This is a genomic window from Leisingera thetidis (genome assembly GCF_025857195.1).
Lineage (GTDB): Bacteria > Pseudomonadota > Alphaproteobacteria > Rhodobacterales > Rhodobacteraceae > Leisingera > Leisingera thetidis.
This window is the reverse complement of the sequence record NZ_CP109787.1, coordinates 3,827,971-3,852,779: the sequence shown is the minus strand read 5'-3', so window position 1 is coordinate 3,852,779 and position 24,809 is coordinate 3,827,971. Positions and strand designations below refer to the sequence as shown.

The following is a 24,809-nucleotide window of genomic DNA, read 5'->3' as shown; positions in this document are numbered from 1 at the left end:
CGTTCCGGGGCAGGGAGGTGTTATGGTTGAGAAACTGATTGAGAAGATTGGCGGCGAGGAGGTGCTGCGCGCCCTGGTCGAGCGGTTCTATGACATCGTCGAAGAGACGGAGACCGGTGCCCGGATCGTCAAGCTGCACAAGCGCGGGCACGGCATGGATCATGCGCGCATCGAGCAGTTCAACTTCCTGTCCGGTTTCATGGGCGGACGGCGGTACTACGAGGAAAAGCACGGGCACATGGACGTGAAACTGATGCACGCCCATGTGCCGATAACCGAAGAAGACGCAGAAAACTGGCTGAAATGCATGGATCAGGCGCTGGCGGATTTGTCGCTGGAGGGGCCGCATGTCGAGCGGCTGCGCCAGGTGTTCCGGCGGGTGGCCTTGATGCTGGTGAACGATCTGGCGGAATGGGGCGAGGCGCGCGCGTCAGCTTGAGTCGGCGTCTGCCGCATCTGTCGCATCTGCCGGGCCTCCGGCACGAGTATTTTCCGAAAGATGAACGCGCCGCCGGTTGCCTGTTTCAGTCCGGCAGCCGGAGGAATACCTGAACATCCGCGACGTTGGTTCCGGTTCCGCCGGTCACCAGCAAAGCGCCGGCGGCCTTGAGAGCCGCGTAGCTGTCGTTGTTGGCCAGCAGGGCCTCGGGGTCCTTGCCGGCGTCCCGGATCGCCTGCCAGGTGGACGGTGCGGCGATGCCGCCCGCCGCGTCCGTCGGACCGTCCCGGCCGTCGGTGCCGCCGGAAAGAAACAGCCAGTCGCCGCTCAGCCGTTCGGCGCCCAGTTTTGCAACCCGCAGTGCCAGTTCCTGGTTGCGCCCGCCCAGGCCGCTGCCGGTCAGCTGCACCGTGGTTTCCCCGCCGAAGATCAGGGCGACGGGACTGTCCTTTGGTGCGGCCTCAGCCGCGGCCACAACAGTTTGCGCAGCATCGGCCACGTCGCCCACCAGCCGGTGCGAGACCAGCTTTGCGGACCAGCCGGCCGCGGCGGCGGTCATCATGGCCTTGAGGCTGTGGCGGTTGGAGCCGATCAGGGTGTTGGAGGCCGGGGCAGGGGCGGTTTGCGCCTGTTCAGCCGCGCTCAGGTGGCTTCTGACGGCTTCGGGGGCGCTGTCCCACACTCCGGCCCGCTGCAGGATGTCCCGCGCCTGTGCGCGGCTTCCGATGGGGGATACGGTGGGGCCGGAGGCAATGGCGCGCAGATCGTCGCCGATCACGTCGGACAGGATGAAGGCCTGCACCTGTGCGGGTGCGGCGTGGCGCAGCAGCCCGCCGCCCTTGATATCCGACAGCTGCTGGCGGATCAGGTTCATTTCGTTGATTTCCAGACCGGACGCGAGCAGCAGCTTGTTGACAGCCGTCTTGTGGGCCAGGGTCAGGCCCGGCGCAGGGGCTACCATAAGGGCGGAGCCGCCGCCGGAAATCAAGGCGATCAACCGGTCATCCGGGCCGAGCGAGGCGGCCAGTTCAATTGCGGCCATACCTGCTGCGGCGCTGTTTTCGTCGGGCACCGGGTGGCTGCCGCAGATGACCGTGGCGCCGGGGATTTTCGTGTAATTTTCAGGGTTTGTGATGGCCAGCGCCTGAGCGGGCCGGGGCAGAAGAGCGAGCGCCTCACGCATCATCGGGACGGCGGCCTTGCCCACCGCCAGCAGCACGTTTCTGCCGCCCGCGGGCAGGGGGGGCAGCGGCGAAGCGGTCAGCTGGGCCCGCAGCGCCTGTGCCGGATCGGCGCGGTCGACAGCGGCCTGAAACAGGGTCTTGGCGGTATCCATCAGGTCGGTCATCTGCAGCTCCCGGGCGCATCGTCATTCGGCCGCCCCGGCCGGAAGCCGGGGCGGCGTAAAGTCTGGCAAAGAATCAGCGGCTTAGTTGCCGGCGATCTGCTTGGCCTTTTCCACCAGAACTTCTGCCTGACGGATGGAGGCATAGTCAATCAGGCGGCCGTCGAGCGAGACTGCGCCTTTGCCGGCGGCTTCGGCCTCGGCCATCGCTTCCAGAATGCGGTGCGCCTTGGTGACTTCGGCGTCGGAGGGCGACATCACCTCGTTGGCCAGTTCGATCTGGCTCGGGTGGATTGCCCATTTGCCTTCGCAGCCCAGAACCGCGGCACGTTTGGCAGCGGCCTTGTAGCCTTCCTTGTCCTGGAAATCGCCGAACGGGCCGTCGATCGGGCGCAGGCCGTTGGCGCGCGCTGCCACAACCATGCGGGCCAGCGCATAGTGCCACATGTCGCCCCAATGCACATCGCGCGAGCCGTCCGCAGCCGGGTCGGTCAGCACCGAGTAGTCGGGGTTCACGCCGCCGATGATGGTGGTGCGGGCGCGGGTCGACGCCGCGTAGTCGGCAACACCGAAATGCAGCGATTCATTGCGCTTGGAGGCTGCGGCAATTTCACTCACGTTCTGCATGCCGAGCGCGGTCTCGATGATGTGCTCGAAGCCGATCCGTTTCTTGTAGCCCTTGGCGTCTTCGATCTGAGTCACCATCATGTCGACGGCGTAAACGTCAGCTGCGGTGCCCACTTTGGGGATCATGATCAGGTCCAGCCGCTCGCCGGCCTGCTCAACCACATCGACCACGTCGCGGTACATGTAGTGGGTATCCAAGCCATTGATTCGAACCGACATTGATTTGTTGCCCCAATCAATGTCGTTGAGTGCCTGGATGATGTTCTTGCGGGCCTGATCCTTTTCGTCCGGCGCGACGGCATCCTCGAGGTCGAGAAAGATAACGTCTACGTCAGATTTTGCAGCCTTTTCAAACATTTGCGGCTGCGATCCGGGGATGGCAAGCTCGCTGCGGTTGAGGCGTGCGGGGGCTTGTTCAATTGCGTGAAACGACATGGGTTTCCTCCTTGTCCGTGGTGATTTGTTGTCCTCTCCCCTCTAGGCATTCCCTACTCGGGTGTTTCCTGTCAAGAAAAAAAATTTCATTTAAATACATTTGCGCGGGCGTGCGCATACGCGCGTGCCCGCACGCGCGAGGGCGGCGGGCTCATTCCTCGGCCCGGAAGCCGCCCTTGGCAGCACGGTTGGCGTAATAGAACGCGATCGCCTGGGCGCGGTTTTTGACCGCAAGTTTCTCGTACAGGTTCGACAGGTGGAACTTGACCGTGTTGGTGGAGATGCCCAGCTCCTTGCTGAGCTCCTTGTTGGTGAGCCCCTTTGACAGGGCCTCGAGCATGGCGCGTTCGCGGCGCGACAGCTGTTCGATCGGGTCTGTCTGCAGGTCGCGCACGTCGAGGAAGGGGAAGACCATCTTGCCTTCCGCCACCGCGATGCAGGTGTCCAGCAGGCCTTCGACGGCACTGGAACGCGGTGCAAACCCCGCGGCTCCGGCGCTCATCGCCTTGCGCGGCACCTCGCTGCCCTCGTCGGCATAGACCACCAGCCTCGGGGCGTTGGCCTGGTCGCGCAGAACCTCGATCAGCTTGGCGCCGCCAAGCGCGGGGAGGTTCCAATCGATGATCCCGACCTGAACCGGCACCCGCATCACGGTGCCGAGAAAGCCTTCGGCGGTGGCGGAGGTCGCAACCAGCGAGAATCGCGGGTCCCGGTCGAAAATTTCTGACATCGCCGACAACACCAGCGGGTTTGCGTCAGCAAGCATGACCGAAATCGGGGAAACTTTGTCGCTTATCGGTGCCATTTAGTGCCTTTTAGTAGTAAACTACCCAAATGGGTAGGGGTGTTTTCGGTATACAACGGTATTTTTACCAGTATGGGTAGGTTTTTTCCCGTCCTTTTAGATACCCAAAAGCAGGATATAGGAATGTTGCGGGTTTTGTCGACCTAGGGTTTCCTTGGGTTAACAGATGTTGCATGCCAGGAAACAAACCTTCCCGAAGCGTAGAAGGCCCAATCCCGTCAGAACATCGTTGAATTGAAACCAGCGAGGTCCGACCCCGATGACTGAACCCACGATCTTCCCCAGCCTGGAAATCCCGGAAACTCTGGCCGCAGGCCCTGGCCCGGGCAATACCGACCCGCGCGTGCTGCAGGCTTTTGCCAACACCGGCCTGGCCGACCACATGCAGGCGGACGTGCTGCGCGGCATGATCGAGTGCAAGCAGATGCTGCGCGACCTGTGGGGCACCGCCAACACCTACACCTACGGCGTCGGCGGCACCGGCTTCTCGGGCCTGGACTGCATGCTGAACGCTATCCTGCCGGGCGATACCGTGGTTGCCTTCCAGAATGGCACCTTCTCGGGCATCGACGCAATGACCATCCGCATGAAGGCCGCCACCCGCGAGGAGCTGGCCGCCGACGCGATGAACCCGCAGCCCGCGTCCGTCACTGTGATCGACGTGCCGCACGGCGAGTCGGTCTCCGGCAAGCTGGTCGAGCAGGTGCTGGCCGAGAAGAAGCCGAAATGGGCCTTCATGGCGCATTGGGAAACCGGCTCCGGCCGCATCAACGACCTCAAGGGTTTCTCTGACGCCTGCGTCAAGCATGGTGTGATGGGTCTGATCGACGCGGTGTCTTCGCTGGGCATCGAGGATTTCTCGATCGACGATTACCCGGGTGTTGCCGGCTGGGCGTCCTGCCCGCAAAAAGGCGTGCTCTGCCTGCCGCTGACCTATGCGCCGGTGTCCTTCACCGACCAGTACATCCAGACCGTGCGGGAAAACGGCTGCCACTCCTATGTGCACAACCCGATCCTGGAAGCCCGCCACTGGGGTATCGTGGACGGCGAGGACGTTGCCGCCGGCACCTATCACCGCACCCATTCCGGCTATGCCGTTGCCGCCTTCCACGAAGCACTGCGCATCACCCTGCAGCATGGCCGTGCGCAAAAAGCCCGCGACTATGCCTTCCACGAGAAAGCGCTGCGCGATGCCGTGACCGCGATGGGCTGCGACGTGACCAGCAACATGACCAGCCTGGTGGTTCTGAACCTGCCCGGCGATCTGGCAGGGCGCGAAAAGGAACTGGTGGGCAACTGCCGTGCCGTCGGTTTCGGCATCTGGCCGACCCTGTCGGAGCCGGTCCAGGTCCGCATCGGCATCCTGAACCAGATCACCCCGGCCGCCATCACCGACATCGTCAACCGTTTCGGCAAGGCGATGAACGACATGGGCGCAAATGTCGACATGGATGCAATCAACACCCTGCTCGACAAGCATTACGCAGCTGCGCTGGCAGCCGCCGAATAAAAGCTCCACGAGGAGGAGAGAACCATGGATATCCATGAATATCAGGCCAAGGAAGTTCTTAGCAACTTCGGCGTGACCGTACCGCCGGGCGCGCTGGCCTACAGCCCCGAGCAGGCAGCCTACCGCGCGCGGGAACTGGGCGGCGATAAATGGATCGTCAAGGCCCAGGTCCACGCCGGCGGCCGCGGCAAGGCGGGCGGCGTCAAGCTGTGCAACTCGGAAGCCGAGATCTATGAGGCGACCGAGAACCTGTTCGGCAAGAAACTGGTGACCCACCAGACCGGACCCGAAGGCAAGGGCATCTACCGTGTCTATGTCGAAGGCGCGGTGCCGATCGCCCGCGAGATCTACCTCGGCTTTGTGCTGGACCGCTCCAGCCAGCGGGTGATGATCGTGGCCTCGTCGGAAGGCGGTATGGAGATTGAGGAAATCTCTGCCGAGCGCCCCGAGTCCATCGTGCGTTCGACCGTTGAACCGGCTGTCGGCCTGCAGGACTTCCAGGCGCGCGAGATTGCGTTCAAGCTGGGCATCGAACCGGCGATGACACAGCAGATGGTGCGCACGCTCAAGGGCTGCTACCAGGCGTTTTCCGAACTGGATGCCACCATGGTTGAAATCAACCCGCTGGTGGTCACTTCGGACAACCGGGTCATCGCGCTGGATGCCAAGATGACCTTTGACGACAACGCCCTGTTCCGCCACCCGCAGATCGCCGAACTGCGCGACAAGAGCCAGGAAGACCCGCGCGAAAGCCGCGCCGCCGACCGCGGCCTGTCTTATGTCGGTCTTGATGGCAATATCGGCTGCATCGTGAACGGCGCGGGCCTGGCGATGGCAACCATGGACACCATCAAGCTGGCCGGCGGCGAGCCTGCCAACTTCCTGGACATCGGTGGCGGCGCCACCCCGGAACGGGTTGCCAAGGCCTTCCGCCTGGTGATGTCCGACAGCAACGTTCAGGCGGTGTTGGTCAACATCTTCGCCGGCATCAACCGCTGCGACTGGGTGGCTGAGGGCGTTGTTCAGGCATTGCGGGAAGTCGAAGTGGACGTGCCTGTGGTGGTCCGCCTTGCAGGCACCAACGTTGAGGAAGGCCAGAAGATCCTGGCCCAGTCCGGCCTGCCGCTGATCCGCGCAACCTCGCTGATGGAAGCCGCTGAGCGGGCCGTCGGTGCGTGGAAGAACGACCTCGACCAAAACACTCGTGTGAGGGCAATCAAATGAGCATCCTTCTTGATCGCGAAAGCCGTGTCATCGTCCAAGGCATCACCGGCAAGATTGCCCGGTTCCATACCAAGGACATGATCGAATACGGAACCAACGTCGTTGGCGGCGTGGTTCCCGGCAAGGGCGGCGAAACCGTCGAGGGCGTGCCGGTCTTCAACACCGTCAAGGAAGCGGTTGAGGCCACCGGCGCCAATGCTTCGCTGGTGTTCGTGCCGCCGCCGTTTGCAGCCGATTCCATCATGGAAGCGGCTGATGCGGGCATCCACTATTGTGTCTGCATCACCGACGGCATCCCGGCCCAGGACATGATCCGCGTGAAGCGTTACATGTACCGCTATCCCAAGGAGAAGCGGATGATCCTGACGGGTCCGAACTGCGCGGGCACCATCTCGCCGGGCAAGGCACTGCTGGGCATCATGCCGGGCCACATCTACCTGCCGGGCACCGTGGGCATCATCGGCCGTTCGGGCACTCTGGGGTATGAGGCTGCGGCACAGCTGAAAGAGCTGGGCCTGGGGGTTTCCACCTCGGTCGGCATCGGCGGCGACCCGATCAACGGCTCCTCCTTCAAGGACATCCTGGAATGGTTCGAGAAGGATCCGGAGACCGAGGTCATCGCGATGATTGGTGAAATCGGCGGCCCGCAGGAAGCGGAAGCGGCGGATTACATCAAGAACCATGTGACCAAGCCGGTTGTGGCTTATGTCGCGGGTCTGACCGCACCCAAGGGCCGCACCATGGGCCATGCGGGCGCGATCATTTCGGCCTTTGGCGAATCCGCCTCGGAAAAGGTGGAAATCCTGTCGGCGGCCGGTGTGACCGTTGCCGAAAATCCCGCCGTGATCGGCGAAACCATCGCAAGCGTGATGAAAAAGAACGCCGCCTGATCCGGCAACGGACCAGGCGCAACGCTCCACCCCTGGCCCGGGGCAATGGCGGGGGTGGAGCGCATTAATAAAGCATAAGCACGACAGGGAGATGAAATCATGGCAAAGCCAAAGGTTCTGGTGACCCGCCGCTGGCCGGCCGCAGTAGAAGCGCAGCTGTCCGAAGCCTTCGATGCCGTGCTGAACACGAATGACAAACCGCTGAGCGAGGCAGAGCTGCGCGAGGCGATGCAATCCTATGACGCGGTTTTGCCGACCGTGACCGACAAGATCTCGGCCAAGGCGTTCGACGTTTCCAAGCCTCAGGCCCGTATCCTCGCCAACTACGGTGTTGGCTACTCTCATATAGATATGCATGGCGCAGCCGGCCACGGCATGACCGTGACCAACACGCCGGACGTTCTCAGCGAATGCACAGCCGATATCGCCATGACGCTGCTGCTGATGGTGGCCCGCCGTGCCGGCGAGGGCGAGCGCGAGCTGCGGGCTGGCGAATGGACCGGCTGGCGCCCGACCCATCTGATGGGCACCAAGGTCTCCGGCAAGACGCTGGGTATCGTCGGATTTGGCCGTATCGGCCAGGAAATGGCCCGGCGCGCGCATCACGGCTTTGGCATGAAGATCATTGTGCAGAACCGCTCCCGCGTGTCCCCCGATGTTCTGGCCCGCTACAACGCCACCCAGGCCGATAGCTTGGAGGAGCTGATGCCGCAGTGCGACTTTGTCTCGCTGCACTGCCCCGGCGGCCCGGCCAACCGGCATCTGATCAACACCCGGATGCTCAATCTGATGAAGCCGGATGCATTCCTTATTAATACGGCCCGCGGCGAGGTGATCGACGAACTGGCGTTGTCCCGTGCTTTGTGGTTCGAAACCATAGGCGGCGCCGGGCTGGATGTGTTCGATGGCGAGCCGCGCATCAATCCCGATCTGATGGACTGCGGCAACCTGGTGATGCTGCCGCATCTGGGCAGCGCCACCCGCGAGGCGCGCGAAGCGATGGGCTTCCGCGTGCTGGATAACTTGACCGATTTCTTTGCAGGGCGCGAGCCGCGCGACCGGGTGATGTGATGGGAGATCCTGCCGAAACCACCTTTGCCAGTGTCGAGGACACGGGATATGCCGCTGAGCTGCGGAATAAACTCCACGCCCTGTGGCTGGATGTCCTGCGCCAGCGCGCCCCCGGGGTTGCGGAACGGGCCGCAGGCGAGTCTGCCTGGGACCTCTCTGATGGCCAGCCGGCGACCGCCTATCTGCAGGCCTTCAATATCTGGTTCCAGCTGCTGAAGATTGTCGAGGAAAACGCGGCCATGCGCGACCGCCGCATGGCTGAGACCCAGGACGGCCCGGAAGTGGTCGAAGGCAGCTTTGCCCGCGCTCTGGATCTGGCCGGCGAGCTGGCCACGCCGGAGCGGCTGCAGGAAGTCGCCAGCCAGTTCTCGATCGGACCGACCCTGACGGCGCATCCGACAGAGGCCAAGCGGGTTACCGTCCTGGAAATCCACCGCCGTATCTATCGCGGTCTGGTGTCGCTGGAGGCCAAGCGCTGGACCCCGCGCGAACGCGCGGATTTGCTGGAGGATCTGCGCTCGGAAATCGACCTGCTGTGGATGACGGGTGAGCTGCGCCGCGACCGTCCCAGCCTGCAGGATGAAATCCAATGGGGCCTGCAGTTCTTCCGCGACAGCCTTTATGAGGCAGTGCCGCAGCTGTTCGAGCGCTATATTGCCGCCGCAGAGCCTCTGTTGGGCGCGACAGCCGATGCGCCCTGCCTCAAGTTCCATTCCTGGATCGGCGGCGACCGCGATGGCAACCCGAACGTGACGGTTGAGGCCACCGCTGCCGCGCTCACGGCGAACCGCGCAGCCATCCTCAAGCGCTATCAGAAGGCTTTGACTGCCGCGGCTGAGCGGATCTCGATTTCGGCTGCCGTGTTTGCCCTGCCGGAGAGTGCATCGGCACGGCTGGCCAAGATCATTGACGCGGCGCCAGGTGCAGCGGCGCTGTCGGCCCGCAACCCGGGCGAGGTCTTCCGCCAGGCGCTGACGGCGGTCCTTGCCCGTATCAAGGCGACGGCTGCCGAAGAATCCGGCGCCTATGTGCATCTGGGCGATTTCGTCAGTGACCTCACACAGGTTGAGGACGCGTTGGAAGAAATCGGCGCGGGCCGGCTGGCGGCCCGCTACGTGCGCCCGATCCGCTGGCAGGCCGATGTCTTCGGCTTCCGCACGGTGACGCTGGATGTCCGCCAGAACTCCACGGTGACAACCGAAACGCTGACTGAAATCTGGGCGCGCTCCGGGGAAGTGCCGGAATTCGGCAGTCCTGAATGGTCGGCCCGGCTGCGCTCTGAACTGGGCAGTGCTTCGCTCGCTTATGTGATGCCGGATGAACTCAGCCCGCAAAGCGGCGAGCTGCTGAAACTCCTGCGCCTGATGCGCGATGCCGGGGCCGGCGAAGACCCGCAGGCGATGGGGCCGTTCATCCTGTCGATGACCCGCTCCACTGATGACTTGCTGGGAGTCTATCTGCTGGCACGCTACGCGGGCTTCGGCGCCGAAAAGGCGGCTCTGAAAGTGGTGCCGCTGTTTGAAACCATCGGCGACCTGCGCGCAGCCCCCGGCATCCTGAACGGGTTGCTGGACGTTCCTTTTGCCCGCCGCTCGCTGAAATCGGGCGACAGCCGGATCGAGGTGATGCTGGGCTATTCCGACAGCAACAAGGACGGCGGTTTCCTGTGCTCTACCTGGGAATTGGAGAAGGCGCAGCGCCTGATCACCCGCACCCTGGCCGCGCACCGGATGAAGCCTGTGTTCTTCCACGGCCGCGGCGGCTCTGTCTCCCGCGGCGGCGCCCCCGCCGAGCGCGCCATCGCCGCCCAGCCCGCGGGCACCATCGCAGGACGGATGCGGATCACCGAACAGGGCGAGGTTGTCAGCTCGAAATACGCCAACCGCGGCACCGCGCTCCACCAGCTGGAGCTGATGGCCTCCTCCGTGCTGCGCCATTCGCTGCAGGAAGACACGCCGCCGGTGAACCCGGATTACGACGACGCCTTCGAGGCCCTCGCGGGCATGTCCCAGGCGGCCTATTCCAACCTGCTGAATGCGCCCGGTTTCCTGGACTACTTCCAGCAGGCCAGCCCGGTGGAAGAGCTGGCGATGCTCAAGATCGGTTCCCGTCCGGCGCGCCGCTTCGGCGCCGGGTCGCTGGATGACCTGCGTGCGATTCCCTGGGTTTTTGCCTGGTCGCAGAACCGTCACATGATCACCGGCTGGTACGGTTTCGGCTCAGCAGTGGCCAGCTTCCGCAAGTTCCGCGGCGAGCCGGGCGAGGCAGTGCTGCAGGAGATGTTCGCCAATTCGCCATTGTTCCGCCTGGTGGTGGATGAAGTGGAAAAGACCCTGCTGCAAAGCGACATGGCGATCGCAGCCGATTACGCAACTCTGGTGCAGGACCCGGATATCCGCGACCGTATCTTCGGATCGGTCCGCAGGGAATACCAGCTTGCCTGCGAGGCGATCCAATTCCTGACCGGAGACGGCAGCCTCGCAAACCGCTTCCCGCGCCTGCGTGCCCGCTTTGGCCGGGTCGAGACCATGCTGAGCGAAATCCACAAAACCCAGGTGCGCCTTCTGCGGAATGAGCGCGCCAGAAAATCTTCTACAGTGCCGGTCCCGCTGATGCAGTCGATGAACTGCATTGCCGCGGGGCTTGGCTGGACAGGATAGACAGGAGCCCCGGAATGTCCAAAGACCTCTTTTTCACCCAATCCCTCGCCGAGCGCGATCCCGAGCTTTATGCTTCGATCACCGCCGAGCTGGGCCGCCAGCGCGACGAGATCGAGCTGATCGCCTCCGAAAACATCGTCTCCGCCGCGGTGATGGAAGCCCAGGGCTCCGTGCTCACCAACAAATACGCCGAAGGCTACCCGGGACGCCGCTACTACGGCGGCTGCCAGTATGTCGACGTTGCCGAAAACCTCGCCATCGACCGCGCCAAGCAGCTGTTCGGCTGCGAATTCGCCAACGTGCAGCCGAACTCCGGATCGCAAGCCAACCAAGGCGTGTTCCAGGCGCTGCTGCAGCCCGGCGACACCATCCTCGGCATGGATCTCGCCTCCGGCGGCCACCTGACCCACGGCGCCGCGCCGAACCAGTCGGGCAAGTGGTTCAACGCGGTTGCCTACGGCGTGCGCCGCGACGACAACCTGATCGACTACGACCAGATCCAGACACTGGCGACCGAGCATCAGCCCAAGCTGATCATCGCCGGCGGCTCGGCCATCCCGCGCCAGATCGACTTTGCCAGGTTCCGGGAAATCGCGGACCGCGTCGGCGCCTACTTCATGGTCGACATGGCCCATATCGCGGGTCTGATCGCGGCCGGCGAGCACCCCTCGCCGTTCCCGCACGCCCATGTCGCCACCACCACCACCCACAAGACCCTGCGCGGGCCCCGCGGCGGCATGATCGTGACCAACGACGAGGCGATCGCCAAGAAGGTGAACTCGGCGATCTTCCCGGGCATCCAGGGCGGCCCGCTGATGCATGTGATCGCCGGCAAGGCGGCGGCCTTCGGCGAGGCGCTGAAGCCGGAGTTCAAGGCCTACCAGCAGCAGGTCAGGGCGAACGCGGCGGCGCTGGCGGACCAGCTGATCCAGGGCGGCCTCGACATCGTCACCGGCGGCACCGACACCCATGTGATGCTGGTCGACCTGCGCCCCAAGGGCGTCACCGGCAACATCGCCGACAAGGCGCTGGGGCGTGCCCATATCACCACCAACAAGAACGGCATCCCGTTCGACCCGGAAAAGCCCACCGTGACCTCCGGCCTGCGCCTCGGCACGCCCGCAGGCACCACCCGCGGCTTCGGCGAGGCTGAGTTCCGCCAGATCGCGGACCTGATCATCGAGGTGATCGACGGGCTGGCCGCCAACGGCGAAGAGGGCAATGCGGAGGTGGAGGCCGCGGTGCGCGCCAAGGTGGCGGACCTCTGCGCCCGCTTCCCGCTGTACCCGAACCTGTAAGCCGCTTCCGGCCTGCGCAAGAACCACCGCCGCGGCCCGCGAGGCTGCGGCGGTTTTCCTTTGCCGCACAGGCGGAGCTCCCGCGCCCCGCCTGTGCATCGAAGATGCCCCGGCACGGGCCTTGGGCCCGGCAGCGCCCCTGCGGGGCGCTGCCCGCGCCGTGCCCCCGCACGGCGCCACGCCCAACGCTTTCGGGACTGCCAAGGCAGGCCCCAAAGGGGCGGGAGAACCCGGCTGTTGGACAGAAGTATGCCCGTTTGGCCAGAATTTCCCGCACTCATGGCGGAATAGTTCAGAAATATGTGGGAAACTGTGGGGCGCTGTTGTAATGCGGCGGCGGGCCATGCCTAATCGCGTGAAGACTGCAGTTGCAAACGGGTTACCTCTTGCCGGACTCTCTTTCTCTTTCCCACCGTGAAATGGAGCTTGTGGACGCCTTGCGCCGCCTGGGCGGTTCGGCCCGCAGTGCGGAGCTTGCCAAAATGCTCGATGTTTCCGAGGAAACCGTGCGCCGCACCATCAAGGCCTTGCATAAGGCCGGCGCTGTTCAGCGGGTGCATGGCGGTGCCTTTCTGGCCGGGCCGCAAAGTGCAACCAGCTTCGCACGGCGCATATCCGAAAACCAGAAAGAAAAGGCGCGCATTGCGGCCCGCGTTGCCGCCTATGCCCGTGACGGGATGGCGCTGTTCCTGGATGTGGGCTCTACCACTGCCTTCGTCGCCGAGGAACTGCGGCAGAAATCCGGGCTGGTGGTGGTGACAAATTCCATCGGTGCTGCGCAGACACTGGCCAACCACAATGGCAACCGGGTGCATTTTCTGGGCGGCGAATTGCAAAGCAACGAGCGCGGCACCTTCGGCTTTGTAACCGAACAGCAAGTGCGCCGTTTTGCGCTGGACCTGGCCATCCTGTCGGCGGACGGCTTTTCCGCCAAGCAGGGCGTGTTGTATCATTGCGCCGCCGAAGCGCAGCTGGCAGGTGTGGTGGCCGAATGTGCAGAGCAGGTTGCCGTGGTCATCACCCATTCCAAATTTGCGGAATCCGCGCCGCATTGCGGGCCGTCTCCGCGCAAAATCGATCTTTTTTGCACGGATCACAGCCCTGGCAAGAAACTTGCCTCTGCGCTGGCTGGATGGGGCGTGACGTTGGAAGTTGCTCCGGGTGGAAAGGATGAGTGAGCAACATTTCTTCTTCTTTCCGATGCGGCGTGGAAAGCCCGGCTTGTGATGGCGGTCCTGCGGAGTTACCTGTCATTGCTATGGCCGGGGAGGGCCAAGGCTGCCTTGTCACTTTGGGGGATCGATGCGCCTCAGCTGGAGGCCGTAGGCGGAAACTGAAATGGCAATTCTAACGTTCCTGATCAGCCTGGCAGGTGCCACGATGCTGCTGCTTTACGCGGTGCGGATGGTGCGGACCGGGATCGAGCGCAGCTATGGCGCCTCGTTCCAGCGGCTGCTGACGGGCCGCCAAAGCCATCTGCAGGCAGGCCTCATGGGGCTGATCCTGGCCATCGTGCTGCAAAGCTCGGCGGCGGTGGCGCTGCTGACCTCCGGCTTTGCCGCCAGCGGCTACCTGGCGTTTCCCACCGGGCTGGCGATCGTGCTGGGCGGCGATCTGGGCTCGGCGCTGATCATCCAGATCCTGTCGTTCAAGCTCGACTGGCTGGTGCCGGTGCTGCTGGCGGCGGGCGGCTACCTGTTTGTCAAGACCGAGGCCAAGAAGGCGCGCCAGCTGGGGCGGATCCTGATGGGAATTGCCTTCATATTGATTTCGCTCAGGTTTCTGCGCGAGGCAATGGATCCGATCCGCGACAGCGCCTTCCTGCCGGCCGTCGCAGGCTACCTGGCGCGCGATTATGTCACCGCCTTCCTGGTCGGCGGCGCGCTGGCCTTTGTGATGCATTCCTCGGTGGCGGCGATCCTGATGTGCGTGACGCTGGTGCAGATCGGCGCGATCCCCTTTGCCGCCGGGCTGTCGCTGGTGCTGGGGGCGAATTTCGGCTCCGCCTTCATTCCGGTGTGGCTGAGCCGCGGCATGGATCTGAAGGCGCGGCGGATCCCTTATGCCAACCTTGCGCTGCGCGGAACCTGGGCGGTGCTCTGCCTGTTCGGCGCCAATCTGGCGTTGCGCCAGGGACTGCTGGGCGATCCGCAGGGCGGCCAGATGCTGGTCAACGCGCATCTCGCCTTCAACGCATCCCTCCTGGCGCTGGCGCTGCCGCTCTGCACGCCATTGGGGGGCGTTTTTGCCCGTCTGTTTCCCGATCCGGCACCAGCGGTGGCTAATCAGCCGGGGCAGCCTGTCAGCGCGCTGGAGCAGGGCAATTACGGCTCAGCAGCCCAGGCAGTATCGAACCTTAAGCGCGAATTGCTGCGGATGTCGGACCAGGTGAACGCCATGTTCCGCCCCGTTCTGGAGCTGTACCAATCCGGCAGCAAAGAGCGCATCAAGGCGGTCCAGGCAATGGATGATGAGGTCAATGCCTGCCTCTCAGGCATCCGCAGATACGTGGCGGCGATTCCGGAGGAGGTCTTTGGCAAGGAGCAGTTGAAAACCGCCCGTGGCCTGATGGAATATGCCATCCGGCTGGAAACGGCAGGCGACGTTGTGGCGCGCCGGCTGATGGTGCTGGCTGGCGACCTGAACAAGAAAGACCTGAGATTCTCCAAGGACGGCTGGCTGGAGATTACCCGGATGCATGAGGCGATCCTGGCCAATATGCAGCTTGCGTCGAACGTCCTGATCTCTGATGACCTGGAAAGCGCGCGCCTGCTGAGTCTGGAAAAAACCGAGCTGAAACGGATGGAGCATGACAGCCGGAAACGCCACCTCAAGCGGTTGCAGAACGGTACCGGGGAAAGCTTTGACACCTCTGACATCCATTTGGAAACGCTGCGCGCCTTGCGGGAGTTCAACAGCCATATAGCGGCAGTGGCCTACCCGGTTCTCTACCAGAACGGCCAGCTTCTGGAGACCCGGCTGATCAATGAAATGCGGCCGGAAGACGCCGATTGAGGCAAGAAATCCGTTTGCCTGCCTAAAGACCTGTTTCTGATATGACCCTCTCGATGATTGCTATCATTCTGTCAGCAGCGCTGTTGCACGCGGTGTGGAATGCAATTGTGAAAACTGCTGCCGACCGCACCACCACGCTTGGGCTGGTTGCCTTTGGCCAGGTCATCCCCAGCGCCGCTATGGTCGTGCTGCTGCCGCTGCCGTCGGCGGAAAGCTTTGTCTATATCCTGCTCTCCACGGTTGTGCATTTCGGCTATTACTACATGCTCGGACGGGCCTATCAGCATGGTGACCTCAGTGTAGTCTATCCGATTGCCCGGGGCATTGTACCGGCGCTGGTAGGTATCTGGGCGATGATCTTCGCCGGTGAGGTGCTGCCGCTGCAGGCCTGGGCCGGGATTGCGGTGATTGGACTTGGAATTCAGCTAAGCAGCTGGAAAGCCCTGCGCTCCGGCGTGGGGCGTGCTGCATTGGGCTTTGCGGCAGGAACCGGGTTCTGCATCTCGGTCTATTCTCTGCTCGATGGCATGGGAGTCCGCCTGTCCGGCAATACGCTCAGCTATTGGGCTTGGGGCGCCTTCCTGCATATTTTCATTGCAGGGTTCATTGCCATACGCAAGCGCAACACCCTGGCGGCCTTGCCCGGGCGGACCTGGGCATTGGGCATTGCCGGCGGACTGGTATCGATGTCGGCCTATGGGCTGGTGCTTTACGCCAAGAATTTCGCCCCGCTCGGGGCGGTGTCCGCGCTGCGCGAAACGTCTGTCATCTTTGCGGCGCTGATCGGGTTTGTCTTCCTTAAGGAGGGCTATTGGGTGCGGCGTCTGGGCTCAGCGGTTTTGATGGCTGGCGGTGTGGCACTGATCGGGATGGCTGTCTAGTCAGGCTGCCAGCGTTCCCGCCGGCCGCCGGAACGGTCTGATTTGGCCAGGGGGCTCAAGCTCTGGCGCGGGGCTGCTGCTGCGCTGCGGCCGTCTCTTCCAGGACAGTTGCCAAAGTGTGCAGCAGCACCGCCTTTTTCACCGGCTTGGCCAGAAAGTGATCCATGCCCGCGTTCAGGCAGGCATGCCTGTCGCTTGAAAAGGCGTTGGCGGTCAAGGCCACGATGACGGGTTGGGGAACGGGAAGATTGCGGATTTCCCGTGTCGCCGCGATGCCATCCAGTTCCGGCATCGACATGTCCATCAGGATGATATCCGGCTGCAGCTCATGGCACATCTCCACCGCAACCCGGCCGTTGCCAGCTTCGGCCAGCTCAACCGGCTGGCCGCGCAGGTATTTGCGGATCAGCAGCCTGTTGGTCTGATTGTCCTCAGCCAGCAGTATCCGGCATGGCGCCAGTTGCGGAGCAGCCTCCAGGGCGAGGGCGGTAGCCCGGCCTTGCGCCTGCCTGGCTGGCGCCATCTGCACTTCCAGCCGGAAGCAGGAACCCTGACTCAGCTCTGACTCAACCGAAATGCTGCCGCCCATCCGCTTGGCCAGCATGCTGGAAATCGTCAGCCCCAGCCCGGTGCCGCCAAACGCTTTTGTGGTTGCAGCATCCGCCTGCGTAAAGCGGTCGAAAACATGGCGGGCCTGGGATGCGGAAATCCCAATTCCGCTGTCTTCAACTTCGACCACAAGCCGGAAGGGGTCCTCTGCGGTGTGCGAGACGCGCACGGCGACCTTGCCTTCCGGCGTGAATTTCACCGCATTGCCGATCAGATTGACCAGAATCTGGCGCAAGCGCCCGTCGTCGCCATACAGCTGTTCGGGCAGGCCTTCTGCGTAGCTCACCTGCAGTGCCAGCCCCTTTTCCAGTGCTTTCGGGTGGAACAGATCCGCGGCGCTGCTGATGCAGTCGCGCAGATTGAATTCCTCTTTGGCGATGGAAAACTTTCCTGCTTCCAGCCGCGACAGGTCGAGAATGTCATTGATGATTTTCAGAAGCGCTTGGGCCGAGCTGCGGATGGTCTCCACGTTCTGCAGCTCATCCGCAGCCAGTTCAGCCTCGGCCAGCAGGTCAGCCATGCCGATGATGCCATTCATCGGCGTGCGGATTTCATGGCTCATATTGGCCAGAAATTCCGATTTGGCCCGGTCGGCCTGTTCGGCGGCCAGCTTGGCCTCGGCGAGTTCGCGCTCGCGCAGTTTGCTATGGGTGATGTCGCGCTCGATGCCGATGATCAGGTCCACCTTGCCGTCTGCACCAGTCACAGGCACAATATTGGTGTCAAACCAGACCTCTTCTCCCGACTTGGTGCAATTGAGCACCTCGTTGTGATAGCGGATGCCGAGATCCTTGTGCCGGTTCATCTCCCTGATCACGTCCAGATCAGTGTTGGGGCCGTCCAGCAAATCCGACGGGGTCTGGCCGATGGCTTCGCTGGCGGTATATCCCGTTGTGCGGGTGAAGGCATCGTTGACCCAGAGGATTCGCCGGTCCGCGTCTGTCAGAATGATGCTGTCGGAGGCGTGTTTGGCTACCAGCGACAGACGATGGAGCTCGGCCTGCTGCTTTTGCAGCTCGGCATGGGCTTGTTCCAGCGCCCGCTTGCCTTCCTTCAGTTCCGTGTTCCGTTCGGAAAGTGTCCTGTTGGCCCGGATCAGTTCTTCGCGCAAATGGACGTCCTCTGACACATTCCAGTTGACGCCGATCATCCAGTCGCGTTGCTGCGCATCGGTAAACGGGCTGGCCAGCGCCCTGATGTGCTTGACTGTGCCATCCGCCAGAACGATCCGGAAATCCGAGGCGAAATGCGTCTTTCGCTGCTCTGCGGCTTGCAGAGCATCGGCAACCCGGCCCCGATCCTCAGGATGCAGCATGGCGGCCCAGTCCTGCCCTGCCAGCGGACCGTGTTCAATCGGGATGCCGTAAAGCTCATGCATCCGGCTGTCCCAGCTCACCCGCTGATTTCCGGCATCGCATTCCCAGATGCCGACCCTGGACGTTTTAACCGCAATTTCCAATCGCCGTGAAACAGCTTCAAGTTCCGTCTCCCGGCGCCGCAGTTTGCCGATTACGGTCTGCCGCGCTGCAGACAGCCTGCCGGCCAGAAATGTCGGGAACACAATCAGCATGCCAGCCGCCAGCAAGGCCAGCCTCAGTTTCCACAGGTTTTCTGGGCGGCTCTGCCAACCGCCCGGCGGGCGGGCGGCCAGCTGCCAGAAGCCGACGGGCAAATTCACATTCAGCAGGACAGGCGTGCCGGCAAGGGTGTCCGGGGTGCCAAAGAACTGCCGGCCTTCAGCGCCGGTTCCATCCTGACCGGTCAGCCCCAACTCAAGGCTGCTGCCGTGCAAGCCAGTGGCTGCATAAAGGGTCTCTGTCGGGACAACGGCGGACAGGATCCCCCAGAACTGCCGCTCGGAACCGGAACCTGTGTAAATCGGCAACCGGTAGATGAAACCGGAACCGCCCTGCACTAGGTCTACCGGGCCGGCCAGCACCATTTCTCCGCTGTCGCGCACCCTGTGCGCCGCCTCACGCTGCGCAGCATTCTTGTTGTAATCCAGTCCGACCGCGGGTTCGTTGCCTTTCAGCGGGTAGATCAGTGAAACCACCAGTCCGGGGGCCGCAGCGATATGCTGTATCGCGGTTTCCCCTTCCAGCACCTGAGCCGCGAGCCGGCTGAACCGTGTCTGCGGCATGTCCGGCTCGGTAGCCAGCATGGCTGCCAGCCCCCGCAGCCGCTGGTAGTCGCCGTTCAGCTGCCCCTCCAGGCGGGATTTTATCAGCCCGGCCTGCTGCTGAACCCTGGCGCGCTCGGACTGATGGTGGATCGTGGTGTTCTGCCGTTCGGCAAAATAGCCTGCGGCGCACACAACAGCGAAGGCGAGCAGGGCGGGAAGGTAAGTTCGGTTGCTCAGAAAACGCAGCCAGCCGACTGGAATTTTTTTCAGGGCCATTTAGCCACCTTTGCATGAGCACGAACCATCACTGGCAGCGGCGAGCAGTATGCCTGCCAGTTGTTCTGTTCTGCACTAAATACTCCTTAAAGTCTGAAAAACAGGTTTTCGCAACGTCAGCCGTGGCGGAAGCAGTCGGCAACTGGTCGTGACCGCGGCAGAGGGATGAGAGCGTTGAGAAAGTCATCCAGACCTCATTGGGGGATCAGAAATCCTGCCATTTAACCAAGGCCGCCGAGCTGCCTGCGGCGGGAAGGGCCACAGGTTCCGCGGGCACGTCATCCCAGTTGCCGCCGTGCAGGGCCTGCAGGTCGGGCTGTTGGGGCGGAGCCATCTCCAGCCCGACATCGAACCGCGCCACCAGCCCGGCCAGTTTGGAGGCGTCGCCGTTCAGCAACTGGCCCGCTGCGGTCATCTGTTCCACCATCGCAGCGTTCTGCTGGGTCACCTGATCCAATTGCATCACCCCGGTATTAATCTCGCCAATGCCGGTGGATTGTTCGGCTGCCCCTTCGGCGATGCCCGAGACAAGTCCCGAGATATGGGTGACCTGGGAGACAATGCTGTTCAGCGCCTCGCCGGCCTTGCCGACCAGGACCACGCCTTTCTCGACCTGTTCGCCGGAGTTGGAGATCAGCGCCTTGATCTCCATCGCCGCATCCGAAGAGCGCTGCGCCAGCGCCCGCACTTCCGAGGCGACAACTGCAAAGCCGCGGCCGGCATCGCCCGCCCGCGCGGCCTCAACGCCCGCATTCAGCGCCAGAAGGTTGGTCTGGAAGGCAATGTCGTCGATCACCCCGATGATCTGCGAGATGTGGCTGGCCGATTCCTCAATCCCGTTCATCGCGGCAACTGCATTCTGTACCACCTCGCCGCTGGCCTCGGCCTCGTCCCGGGCTTCGTTCATGGCGTTTTCAACCCGGCGTGCGCCGTCGGCGGCGGCCTTGACGCTGGCGGTCATCTGATCCAGCGCTGCTGCTGTCTCTTCCAGCGTCGCGGCTTGGCTTTCCGTGCGCTGCGACAGATCATCCGAAGCCTGACTGATCTCCGAAGTGCCATTGCGGATACCGGTTGTGGCTTCGACCACCTCGCGCACGGTTGCGTTCAGCGTGTTGACCGTCTGATTGAAATCGAGCCGCAAGCCTTTGTAGGCTTCGGGGAAGGGCGCTTCAATCGTGCTCGAGAAATCACCGTTCGCCAGATGCTTCAGGCCGGCGCGCAGTTCGTTCACCACATGATCCTGCTGGCGCTGCGCCTCAGCCCGTTCCTGCTCGGCGGTCCGGGCATTTTGCAGATCGGTTTTGAAGCCTTCGAGGATGCCGGCGATATTGCCGAACTCGTCACCGGTGCCATGGCCCGCAACCGGGTGGCCATAGTCCTTGGCCGCGATATGTTCGACACTGTCGGACAGCGCCGACACCTTGCGGGCAATGCCGCGGGCGGCGATCCAGGACAGCAGCGCCACGGCAAGCGCGACGCCAACGGCCTGCAGCATGGCGGCGTTGGACAGGCTTTTCTGCGCGGCCAGGGCTTCCGCGCTGTCCACCTCCAGAACTATCCCCCAGGTCCGGTCCTCAAGCCCTATGCCGGCCGCCATCGCCTCAACCGGCTGTCCGGACAGGCCCGGTGTGCCCGAGAAGCTGGCTTCGCCGCCGCTGATGGCAGCAGCAATCTGCTGCAGCTCCGGCAGCTGCGACAGGATCCGATGGCCGCCCGCGCGGTCTGACGCCGTGAGGGCGATGCCGTCACCGCGCACCAGATAGGCCTGGCCGGTTTCGCCAAGCAAAGCGGAGCGCGACAAGATCCCGGCAATATCCCTGACCGGCGCACGCAGCACCAGCGCGCCCATGATCGCACCTTTCTTGAAGACCGGCGAGGCAATGAACATCGCCGCTGCGCCGCCGTCGGCCTCATAGGCGGCCATTTCCGACAGGAAGACGCTGCCTTCCTCCAGCTCCAGCGCCGCCCGGAAGGCTCTCCCCAACCCGCTGTCCTTGAGCGGCCCGTCCAGGTAGTTCAGTGCAAAATCGTCACTCTTCTGCACCGAGTAGACCATGTTGCCCTGCACATCCAAAAGATAGGCGTCCAGGAACCCCTGTTCCTCCAGGAAGGTGACAAAGCCGGTGTGGTTCATCTTGTGGCGGATCGACCAGGCGGACTTGTCCTTGGCATCCAGCAGTTTGTAGCGTTCTCCTGCAGGATTGGGGTTGCCGTCTGTGTACGCGGCGCGCAGATATCCGCCGGGATCGTCGCCCAGAGAGTAAAATCCGTTGGAAAAGTCACGCAGCGCCGTTTCGACGGCCTTGCTGGCGACCAGGGTGCGGGTCTGCGAGCGCAGGTTTGCCACCCAGCTTTCCAGCGCTTCCTTGCGCTCTTCCAGCAGCGTTGCATAAGCGGCTTCGCGGTTGACCTTCAGCGCCTGCCCGGCTTCCCAGGCGAAGAAGAAGCCCGAGGCGAGTGTCAGAAGAATTGTCGGCGCAGCAATAGAAAGGGGCAGCTTGCGCCCCAATCGCATATTGCCCCAGAATTTCATCAATCGAGTCATAGCAGCGTAGTTCCCATCAACAATTCAGTCTGCCGGCAGCCTGTGAACGGCCGCCGGCGATGCCAGCTGGGTGGTGCCGGATGGAAAAACACTCGGGGGGATTCATTTCCGGGGCGTTAAAAAACGGCTCCAGAGCTCCCGATTTGCGTCATTTGGCGCGGCGGCGGGCGCAAAAAACCCATTCATTTTTATCTGCAGACCTGCGGCGACGCCGCGAATCGCTGCTGCACCGCTGATTCCCGCTGCCGAGTGTGCGGAGGGCGCGAATCTGCGGTGCGAATGCTCTTGCTGCTGTGAGGGACTGGTTCTGGACGGAATAGCCTCGCAGGCTGCCGGCCATCCCTTGCCCGGGAAAATGCCCCATCCTTCGGGGGTTTCCGCTGGCAGGCAAGTGCAGCCAATCATGCCGGGCTGCAGCAGAAATGCAGGCTGGCGTTGTAAGGCCTTGTAAACACTTGTTTCTCTGGAGATGGTGCTGCTGGAGAGAATTGAACTCTCGACCTCTCCCTTACCAAGGGAGTGCTCTACCTCTGAGCTACAGCAGCGCCGGTGAGGGGGCTTTTAGGCATAAACGCGGAGGGGCGCAAGTGCATTCTGGACGGTTTTTTCGCACTAAGTTACAGAAGTCTTATGGCAGAGAAGAAAACACCGAAAAACGACGGATCTGCGGCTTCCCGCGAAGACCGGCTGAAGGCGGCGCTCAAGGCAAACATGGCCCGGCGCAAGGCTCAGGCCAAAGCGCGGGCGGAAAAACAGGACCAGGATACGGGCAAGGACGGAGAGTAAGGGCAGATGGATTCAATTCTGGTAACTGGCAACGGCCCGCTGAGCGGGCAGATTCCGATCGCAGGGGCCAAAAACGCCTGCCTCACCCTGATGCCGGCCACGCTGCTGAGCGAAGAGCCGCTGACACTGACAAATGCGCCGCGGCTGAGCGACATCAAGACCATGACGCTGCTGCTGCAGTCATTGGGGGCGGAGGTCTCCAGCCTGCAGGACGGCCAGGTGCTGGCAATGTCGAGCCATGACCTCACCAGCCACGTCGCCGACTATGACATCGTGCGCAAGATGCGCGCTTCCAACCTGGTGCTGGGCCCGATGCTGGCGCGGCTGGGCCAGGCGGTAGTGTCGCTGCCGGGCGGCTGTGCAATCGGCGCGCGGCCGATGGATTTGCACATCCACGGGCTTGAGGCGCTGGGCGCGGAGATCGAACTGAAAGATGGCTATCTGCACGCCAAGGCCCCCAGAGGCCTGAGGGGGGCGGTGATCGAGCTGAGCTTCGCCTCGGTCGGGGCCACCGAGAACATCCTGATGGCGGCGACGCTCGCCAAAGGCACCACGGTTATCAAAAACGCTGCGCGCGAGCCGGAGATCGTCGACCTGGCCGACTGCCTGCGCAAGATGGGTGCCCAGATCGAGGGCGACGGCAGTCCGGACATCACCATCCAAGGTGTCGACCGCCTGCATGGCGCCACCCATCAGGTGGTGACCGACCGGATCGAGCTTGGCACATATATGCTGGCGCCGGCAATCTGCGGCGGTGAGGTGGAGCTTCTGGGCGGCCGCATCGGCCTGATCGGCTCCTTCTGCGAGAAGCTGGATGCCGCGGGGATTCAGGTGACGGAGACCGAAAAGGGCCTGCAGGTCAGCCGCAAGAACGGCCGCGTCCGGGCGGTGGACGTGGTGACCGAGCCGTTCCCGGGCTTCCCGACCGATCTGCAGGCGCAGATGATGGCACTGATGTGCACCGCTGAAGGAACCTCCGTGCTGGAAGAGAAGATATTTGAGAACCGTTTCATGCACGCGCCGGAACTGGTGCGGATGGGCGCGCAGATCGAGGTGCATGGCGGCCATGCCACGGTGACCGGCGTAGAGACGCTGAAAGGCGCCCCGGTGATGGCCACGGACCTGCGCGCGTCGGTCTCGCTGATCCTGGCCGGTCTGGCGGCGGAAGGCGAAACCAGGGTGAGCCGGGTCTATCACCTGGACCGCGGCTATGAGCAGGTGGTGCGCAAACTGTCCGGCGTCGGCGCCAAAATCGAGCGGATCAGGGAACAGTGATGACGGATGCAAGCTTTGAAGACGGCCGCGAAGGCCCGTTGAACCTGGGTGCGCTGGAGGAAGAAGACCTCAAGGTGCTGTCTTCGCTGCTGCAGGACGCGGTGTTTCCGGCTACTGAAATGACCTGGCGCGCGTCCCAGCGCCGCTTTGCGTTGCTGGTGAACCGCTTCCGCTGGGAGGACCGTGACGCTGCCGAACGCCGCGGCCGGGCTTACGAGCGGGTGCAGTCGCTCCTGGTTGTGGACAATGTTCTGGGGGTTGCCTCGCAAGGAGTCGACCGCAAGGACCGGGACCTTATTCTGTCGCTTCTTTCGATCAGCTTCGAACCCGGGGAGGAAGCCGCCGGCCATGTGCTGCTCACCTTGGCAGGCGATGGCGCGATCCGCCTGTCCGTCGAGGCGCTGGAGGTCTCTTTGCGCGATGTGACCCGGCCTTACCGGGCCCCATCGGGCCAGGCCCCGGAGCACGGTACTTGAACTGTGCAGAACAAGCGCGGCATTTCCCAGGCCTTTGCCCGCCCGCCAGTGCCATTCCAGATCCGCCCTGCCACTCTTTTTGATGTCTTTGCCATGAGCCGGGTGCTTACCGCCTCTTTCCGGGATTTGTGCGAGGCCGACCACCAGGACGACCCAGAACGGATTGCCGTCTGGACTGCGGATAAGTCACCGGGCCAAATCCGGGCTTGGTTCGGTGGTTGCGGGTGCTATTGGCTGGCTGAACGGAATGGCGAAGCCGAGGCTGTGGGCGGCCTGGAACCGGGTGGCACAATAGCCCTGCTTTATGTTTTACCCAGCGCTGCAGGGCAGGGCGCAGGGTCTGGGATGCTGTCACACCTCGAGACGGAGCTTCATGGCGCAGGCCGCAGCGAAGGGCGGCTGAACGCCAACCGCACTGCGCGGAGTTTTTTTCTGAAGCATGGCTGGCAGCAGCTGGGCGGTTCAGCGGAGGGCCGCGGGACGCCTTGCACGCCGATGCGCAAATCCCTGACCTGAAGAC

General features: G+C 63.2%; 20 protein-coding genes and 1 tRNA gene. 15 read left to right on the top strand and 6 right to left on the bottom strand.

Annotation, left to right across the window (positions count from 1 at the left end):
* Positions 1 to 22 precede the first annotated feature (22 nt).
* Positions 23 to 439 (top strand): group II truncated hemoglobin, encoded by a 417-nt coding sequence (locus OKQ63_RS18590; RefSeq protein ID WP_264211504.1) that lies wholly within the window; start codon positions 23 to 25, stop codon positions 437 to 439.
* An 85-nt stretch (positions 440 to 524) separates the two neighbouring features.
* Here OKQ63_RS18590 and OKQ63_RS18585 read toward each other — a convergent pair whose 3' ends face one another.
* The 3 genes from OKQ63_RS18585 to OKQ63_RS18575 form a co-directional block, all read right to left on the bottom strand.
* Positions 525 to 1,787 (bottom strand): glycerate kinase type-2 family protein, encoded by a 1,263-nt coding sequence (locus OKQ63_RS18585; protein ID WP_264211503.1) that lies wholly within the window; start codon positions 1,785 to 1,787, stop codon positions 525 to 527.
* A gap of 81 nt (positions 1,788 to 1,868) precedes the next feature.
* Entirely contained in the window at positions 1,869 to 2,846 is a 978-nt protein-coding gene (locus OKQ63_RS18580; RefSeq protein WP_264211502.1) for an HpcH/HpaI aldolase/citrate lyase family protein, read from the bottom strand.
* A 151-nt stretch (positions 2,847 to 2,997) separates the two neighbouring features.
* Positions 2,998 to 3,612, bottom strand: coding sequence for a response regulator transcription factor (locus OKQ63_RS18575; protein WP_264213950.1), 615 nt, complete (start codon positions 3,610 to 3,612; stop codon positions 2,998 to 3,000).
* 298 nt (positions 3,613 to 3,910) lie between these two features.
* Here OKQ63_RS18575 and OKQ63_RS18570 point away from each other — a divergent pair, with 298 nt between their 5' ends.
* The 9 genes from OKQ63_RS18570 (at position 3,911) to OKQ63_RS18530 (ending at position 16,200) form a co-directional block, all read left to right on the top strand.
* Positions 3,911 to 5,161 (top strand): pyridoxal-phosphate-dependent aminotransferase family protein, encoded by a 1,251-nt coding sequence (locus OKQ63_RS18570; RefSeq protein WP_264211501.1) that lies wholly within the window; start codon positions 3,911 to 3,913, stop codon positions 5,159 to 5,161.
* Positions 5,162 to 5,185: 24 nt separating this feature from the next.
* A complete protein-coding gene (locus OKQ63_RS18565; RefSeq protein ID WP_264211500.1) occupies positions 5,186 to 6,385 on the top strand; it encodes a malate--CoA ligase subunit beta in 1,200 nt (399 codons plus the stop codon).
* A complete protein-coding gene (gene sucD, locus OKQ63_RS18560) occupies positions 6,382 to 7,275 on the top strand; it encodes a succinate--CoA ligase subunit alpha (RefSeq protein WP_174149633.1) in 894 nt (297 codons plus the stop codon). Before OKQ63_RS18565 ends, sucD begins: the two co-directional genes overlap by 4 nt.
* A 99-nt stretch (positions 7,276 to 7,374) precedes the next feature.
* Positions 7,375 to 8,346, top strand: a complete 972-nt coding sequence (locus tag OKQ63_RS18555) for a 2-hydroxyacid dehydrogenase (RefSeq protein ID WP_264211499.1) — start codon at positions 7,375 to 7,377, stop codon at positions 8,344 to 8,346.
* The gene (locus OKQ63_RS18550; RefSeq protein ID WP_264211498.1) at positions 8,346 to 11,006 is read left to right on the top strand and encodes a phosphoenolpyruvate carboxylase; all 2,661 of its coding nucleotides are present in this window, start codon (positions 8,346 to 8,348) and stop codon (positions 11,004 to 11,006) included. Before OKQ63_RS18555 ends, OKQ63_RS18550 begins: the two co-directional genes overlap by 1 nt.
* Before the next feature lie 14 nt (positions 11,007 to 11,020).
* On the top strand, positions 11,021 to 12,304 hold the full coding sequence (glyA, locus tag OKQ63_RS18545) for a serine hydroxymethyltransferase (protein ID WP_264211497.1): 1,284 nt from the start codon (positions 11,021 to 11,023) through the stop codon (positions 12,302 to 12,304).
* Positions 12,305 to 12,723: 419 nt separating this feature from the next.
* Positions 12,724 to 13,482: a DeoR/GlpR family DNA-binding transcription regulator gene (locus OKQ63_RS18540; RefSeq protein ID WP_264213949.1), complete on the top strand. Its 759-nt coding sequence runs from the start codon at positions 12,724 to 12,726 to the stop codon at positions 13,480 to 13,482.
* A 160-nt stretch (positions 13,483 to 13,642) separates the two neighbouring features.
* The gene (locus OKQ63_RS18535; RefSeq protein ID WP_264211496.1) at positions 13,643 to 15,319 is read left to right on the top strand and encodes a Na/Pi cotransporter family protein; all 1,677 of its coding nucleotides are present in this window, start codon (positions 13,643 to 13,645) and stop codon (positions 15,317 to 15,319) included.
* A gap of 41 nt (positions 15,320 to 15,360) precedes the next feature.
* Complete coding sequence (locus OKQ63_RS18530; RefSeq protein ID WP_264211495.1) at positions 15,361 to 16,200, top strand: DMT family transporter; 840 nt, start codon at positions 15,361 to 15,363, stop codon at positions 16,198 to 16,200.
* Positions 16,201 to 16,255: 55 nt separating this feature from the next.
* Here the strand turns inward: OKQ63_RS18530 and OKQ63_RS18525 are convergent, their stop codons facing one another.
* Together OKQ63_RS18525 and OKQ63_RS18520 are read right to left on the bottom strand one after the other, a co-directional pair.
* Complete coding sequence (locus OKQ63_RS18525) at positions 16,256 to 19,207, bottom strand: ATP-binding protein (protein WP_264211494.1); 2,952 nt, start codon at positions 19,205 to 19,207, stop codon at positions 16,256 to 16,258.
* Positions 19,208 to 19,412: 205 nt separating this feature from the next.
* Positions 19,413 to 21,752, bottom strand: a complete 2,340-nt coding sequence (locus OKQ63_RS18520; RefSeq protein ID WP_264211493.1) for a methyl-accepting chemotaxis protein — start codon at positions 21,750 to 21,752, stop codon at positions 19,413 to 19,415.
* A gap of 80 nt (positions 21,753 to 21,832) precedes the next feature.
* On the opposite strand from OKQ63_RS18520, the gene OKQ63_RS18515 reads away from it, so the two are divergent.
* The gene (locus tag OKQ63_RS18515) at positions 21,833 to 21,988 is read left to right on the top strand and encodes a hypothetical protein (RefSeq protein WP_264211492.1); all 156 of its coding nucleotides are present in this window, start codon (positions 21,833 to 21,835) and stop codon (positions 21,986 to 21,988) included.
* Positions 21,989 to 22,222: 234 nt separating this feature from the next.
* Here the strand turns inward: OKQ63_RS18515 and OKQ63_RS18510 are convergent.
* Positions 22,223 to 22,297: transfer RNA gene (locus tag OKQ63_RS18510), tRNA-Thr, on the bottom strand.
* 85 nt (positions 22,298 to 22,382) lie between these two features.
* Between OKQ63_RS18510 and OKQ63_RS18505 the strand changes: the two genes are divergently transcribed.
* From OKQ63_RS18505 to OKQ63_RS18490, 4 genes are all read left to right on the top strand, one after another.
* Positions 22,383 to 22,538, top strand: coding sequence for a hypothetical protein (locus tag OKQ63_RS18505; RefSeq protein WP_264211491.1), 156 nt, complete (start codon positions 22,383 to 22,385; stop codon positions 22,536 to 22,538).
* A 6-nt stretch (positions 22,539 to 22,544) separates the two neighbouring features.
* Positions 22,545 to 23,813, top strand: a complete 1,269-nt coding sequence (gene murA / locus OKQ63_RS18500; protein WP_264211490.1) for a UDP-N-acetylglucosamine 1-carboxyvinyltransferase — start codon at positions 22,545 to 22,547, stop codon at positions 23,811 to 23,813.
* Entirely contained in the window at positions 23,813 to 24,289 is a 477-nt protein-coding gene (locus OKQ63_RS18495; protein ID WP_264211489.1) for a DUF2948 family protein, read from the top strand. The genes murA and OKQ63_RS18495 overlap by 1 nt, the downstream gene beginning before the upstream one ends.
* 93 nt (positions 24,290 to 24,382) lie before the next feature.
* On the top strand, positions 24,383 to 24,805 hold the full coding sequence (locus tag OKQ63_RS18490; protein WP_264211488.1) for a GNAT family N-acetyltransferase: 423 nt from the start codon (positions 24,383 to 24,385) through the stop codon (positions 24,803 to 24,805).
* The last annotated feature ends 4 nt before the right edge of the window (positions 24,806 to 24,809 follow it).

Excerpts from the sequence above, each read along its gene's own strand:
- murA (WP_264211490.1), top strand. The coding sequence starts at position 22,545 with ATGGATTCAATTCTGGTAACTGGCAACGGCCCGCTGAGCGGGCAGATT.
- OKQ63_RS18505 (WP_264211491.1), top strand. The coding sequence starts at position 22,383 with ATGGCAGAGAAGAAAACACCGAAAAACGACGGATCTGCGGCTTCCCGC.
- OKQ63_RS18585 (WP_264211503.1), bottom strand. The coding sequence starts at position 1,787 with ATGACCGACCTGATGGATACCGCCAAGACCCTGTTTCAGGCCGCTGTC.
- glyA (WP_264211497.1), top strand. The coding sequence starts at position 11,021 with ATGTCCAAAGACCTCTTTTTCACCCAATCCCTCGCCGAGCGCGATCCC.
- OKQ63_RS18570 (WP_264211501.1), top strand. The coding sequence starts at position 3,911 with ATGACTGAACCCACGATCTTCCCCAGCCTGGAAATCCCGGAAACTCTG.
- OKQ63_RS18555 (WP_264211499.1), top strand. The coding sequence starts at position 7,375 with ATGGCAAAGCCAAAGGTTCTGGTGACCCGCCGCTGGCCGGCCGCAGTA.
- OKQ63_RS18565 (WP_264211500.1), top strand. The coding sequence starts at position 5,186 with ATGGATATCCATGAATATCAGGCCAAGGAAGTTCTTAGCAACTTCGGC.
- OKQ63_RS18495 (WP_264211489.1), top strand. The coding sequence starts at position 23,813 with ATGACGGATGCAAGCTTTGAAGACGGCCGCGAAGGCCCGTTGAACCTG.
- OKQ63_RS18540 (WP_264213949.1), top strand. The coding sequence starts at position 12,724 with ATGGAGCTTGTGGACGCCTTGCGCCGCCTGGGCGGTTCGGCCCGCAGT.
- OKQ63_RS18535 (WP_264211496.1), top strand. The coding sequence starts at position 13,643 with ATGGCAATTCTAACGTTCCTGATCAGCCTGGCAGGTGCCACGATGCTG.
- OKQ63_RS18580 (WP_264211502.1), bottom strand. The coding sequence starts at position 2,846 with ATGTCGTTTCACGCAATTGAACAAGCCCCCGCACGCCTCAACCGCAGC.
- OKQ63_RS18515 (WP_264211492.1), top strand. The coding sequence starts at position 21,833 with ATGGAAAAACACTCGGGGGGATTCATTTCCGGGGCGTTAAAAAACGGC.
- OKQ63_RS18490 (WP_264211488.1), top strand. The coding sequence starts at position 24,383 with ATGAGCCGGGTGCTTACCGCCTCTTTCCGGGATTTGTGCGAGGCCGAC.
- OKQ63_RS18550 (WP_264211498.1), top strand. The coding sequence starts at position 8,346 with ATGGGAGATCCTGCCGAAACCACCTTTGCCAGTGTCGAGGACACGGGA.
- sucD (WP_174149633.1), top strand. The coding sequence starts at position 6,382 with ATGAGCATCCTTCTTGATCGCGAAAGCCGTGTCATCGTCCAAGGCATC.
- OKQ63_RS18530 (WP_264211495.1), top strand. The coding sequence starts at position 15,361 with ATGACCCTCTCGATGATTGCTATCATTCTGTCAGCAGCGCTGTTGCAC.
- OKQ63_RS18575 (WP_264213950.1), bottom strand. The coding sequence starts at position 3,612 with ATGCTTGCTGACGCAAACCCGCTGGTGTTGTCGGCGATGTCAGAAATT.
- OKQ63_RS18520 (WP_264211493.1), bottom strand. The coding sequence starts at position 21,752 with ATGACTCGATTGATGAAATTCTGGGGCAATATGCGATTGGGGCGCAAG.
- OKQ63_RS18525 (WP_264211494.1), bottom strand. The coding sequence starts at position 19,207 with ATGGCCCTGAAAAAAATTCCAGTCGGCTGGCTGCGTTTTCTGAGCAAC.
- OKQ63_RS18590 (WP_264211504.1), top strand. The coding sequence starts at position 23 with ATGGTTGAGAAACTGATTGAGAAGATTGGCGGCGAGGAGGTGCTGCGC.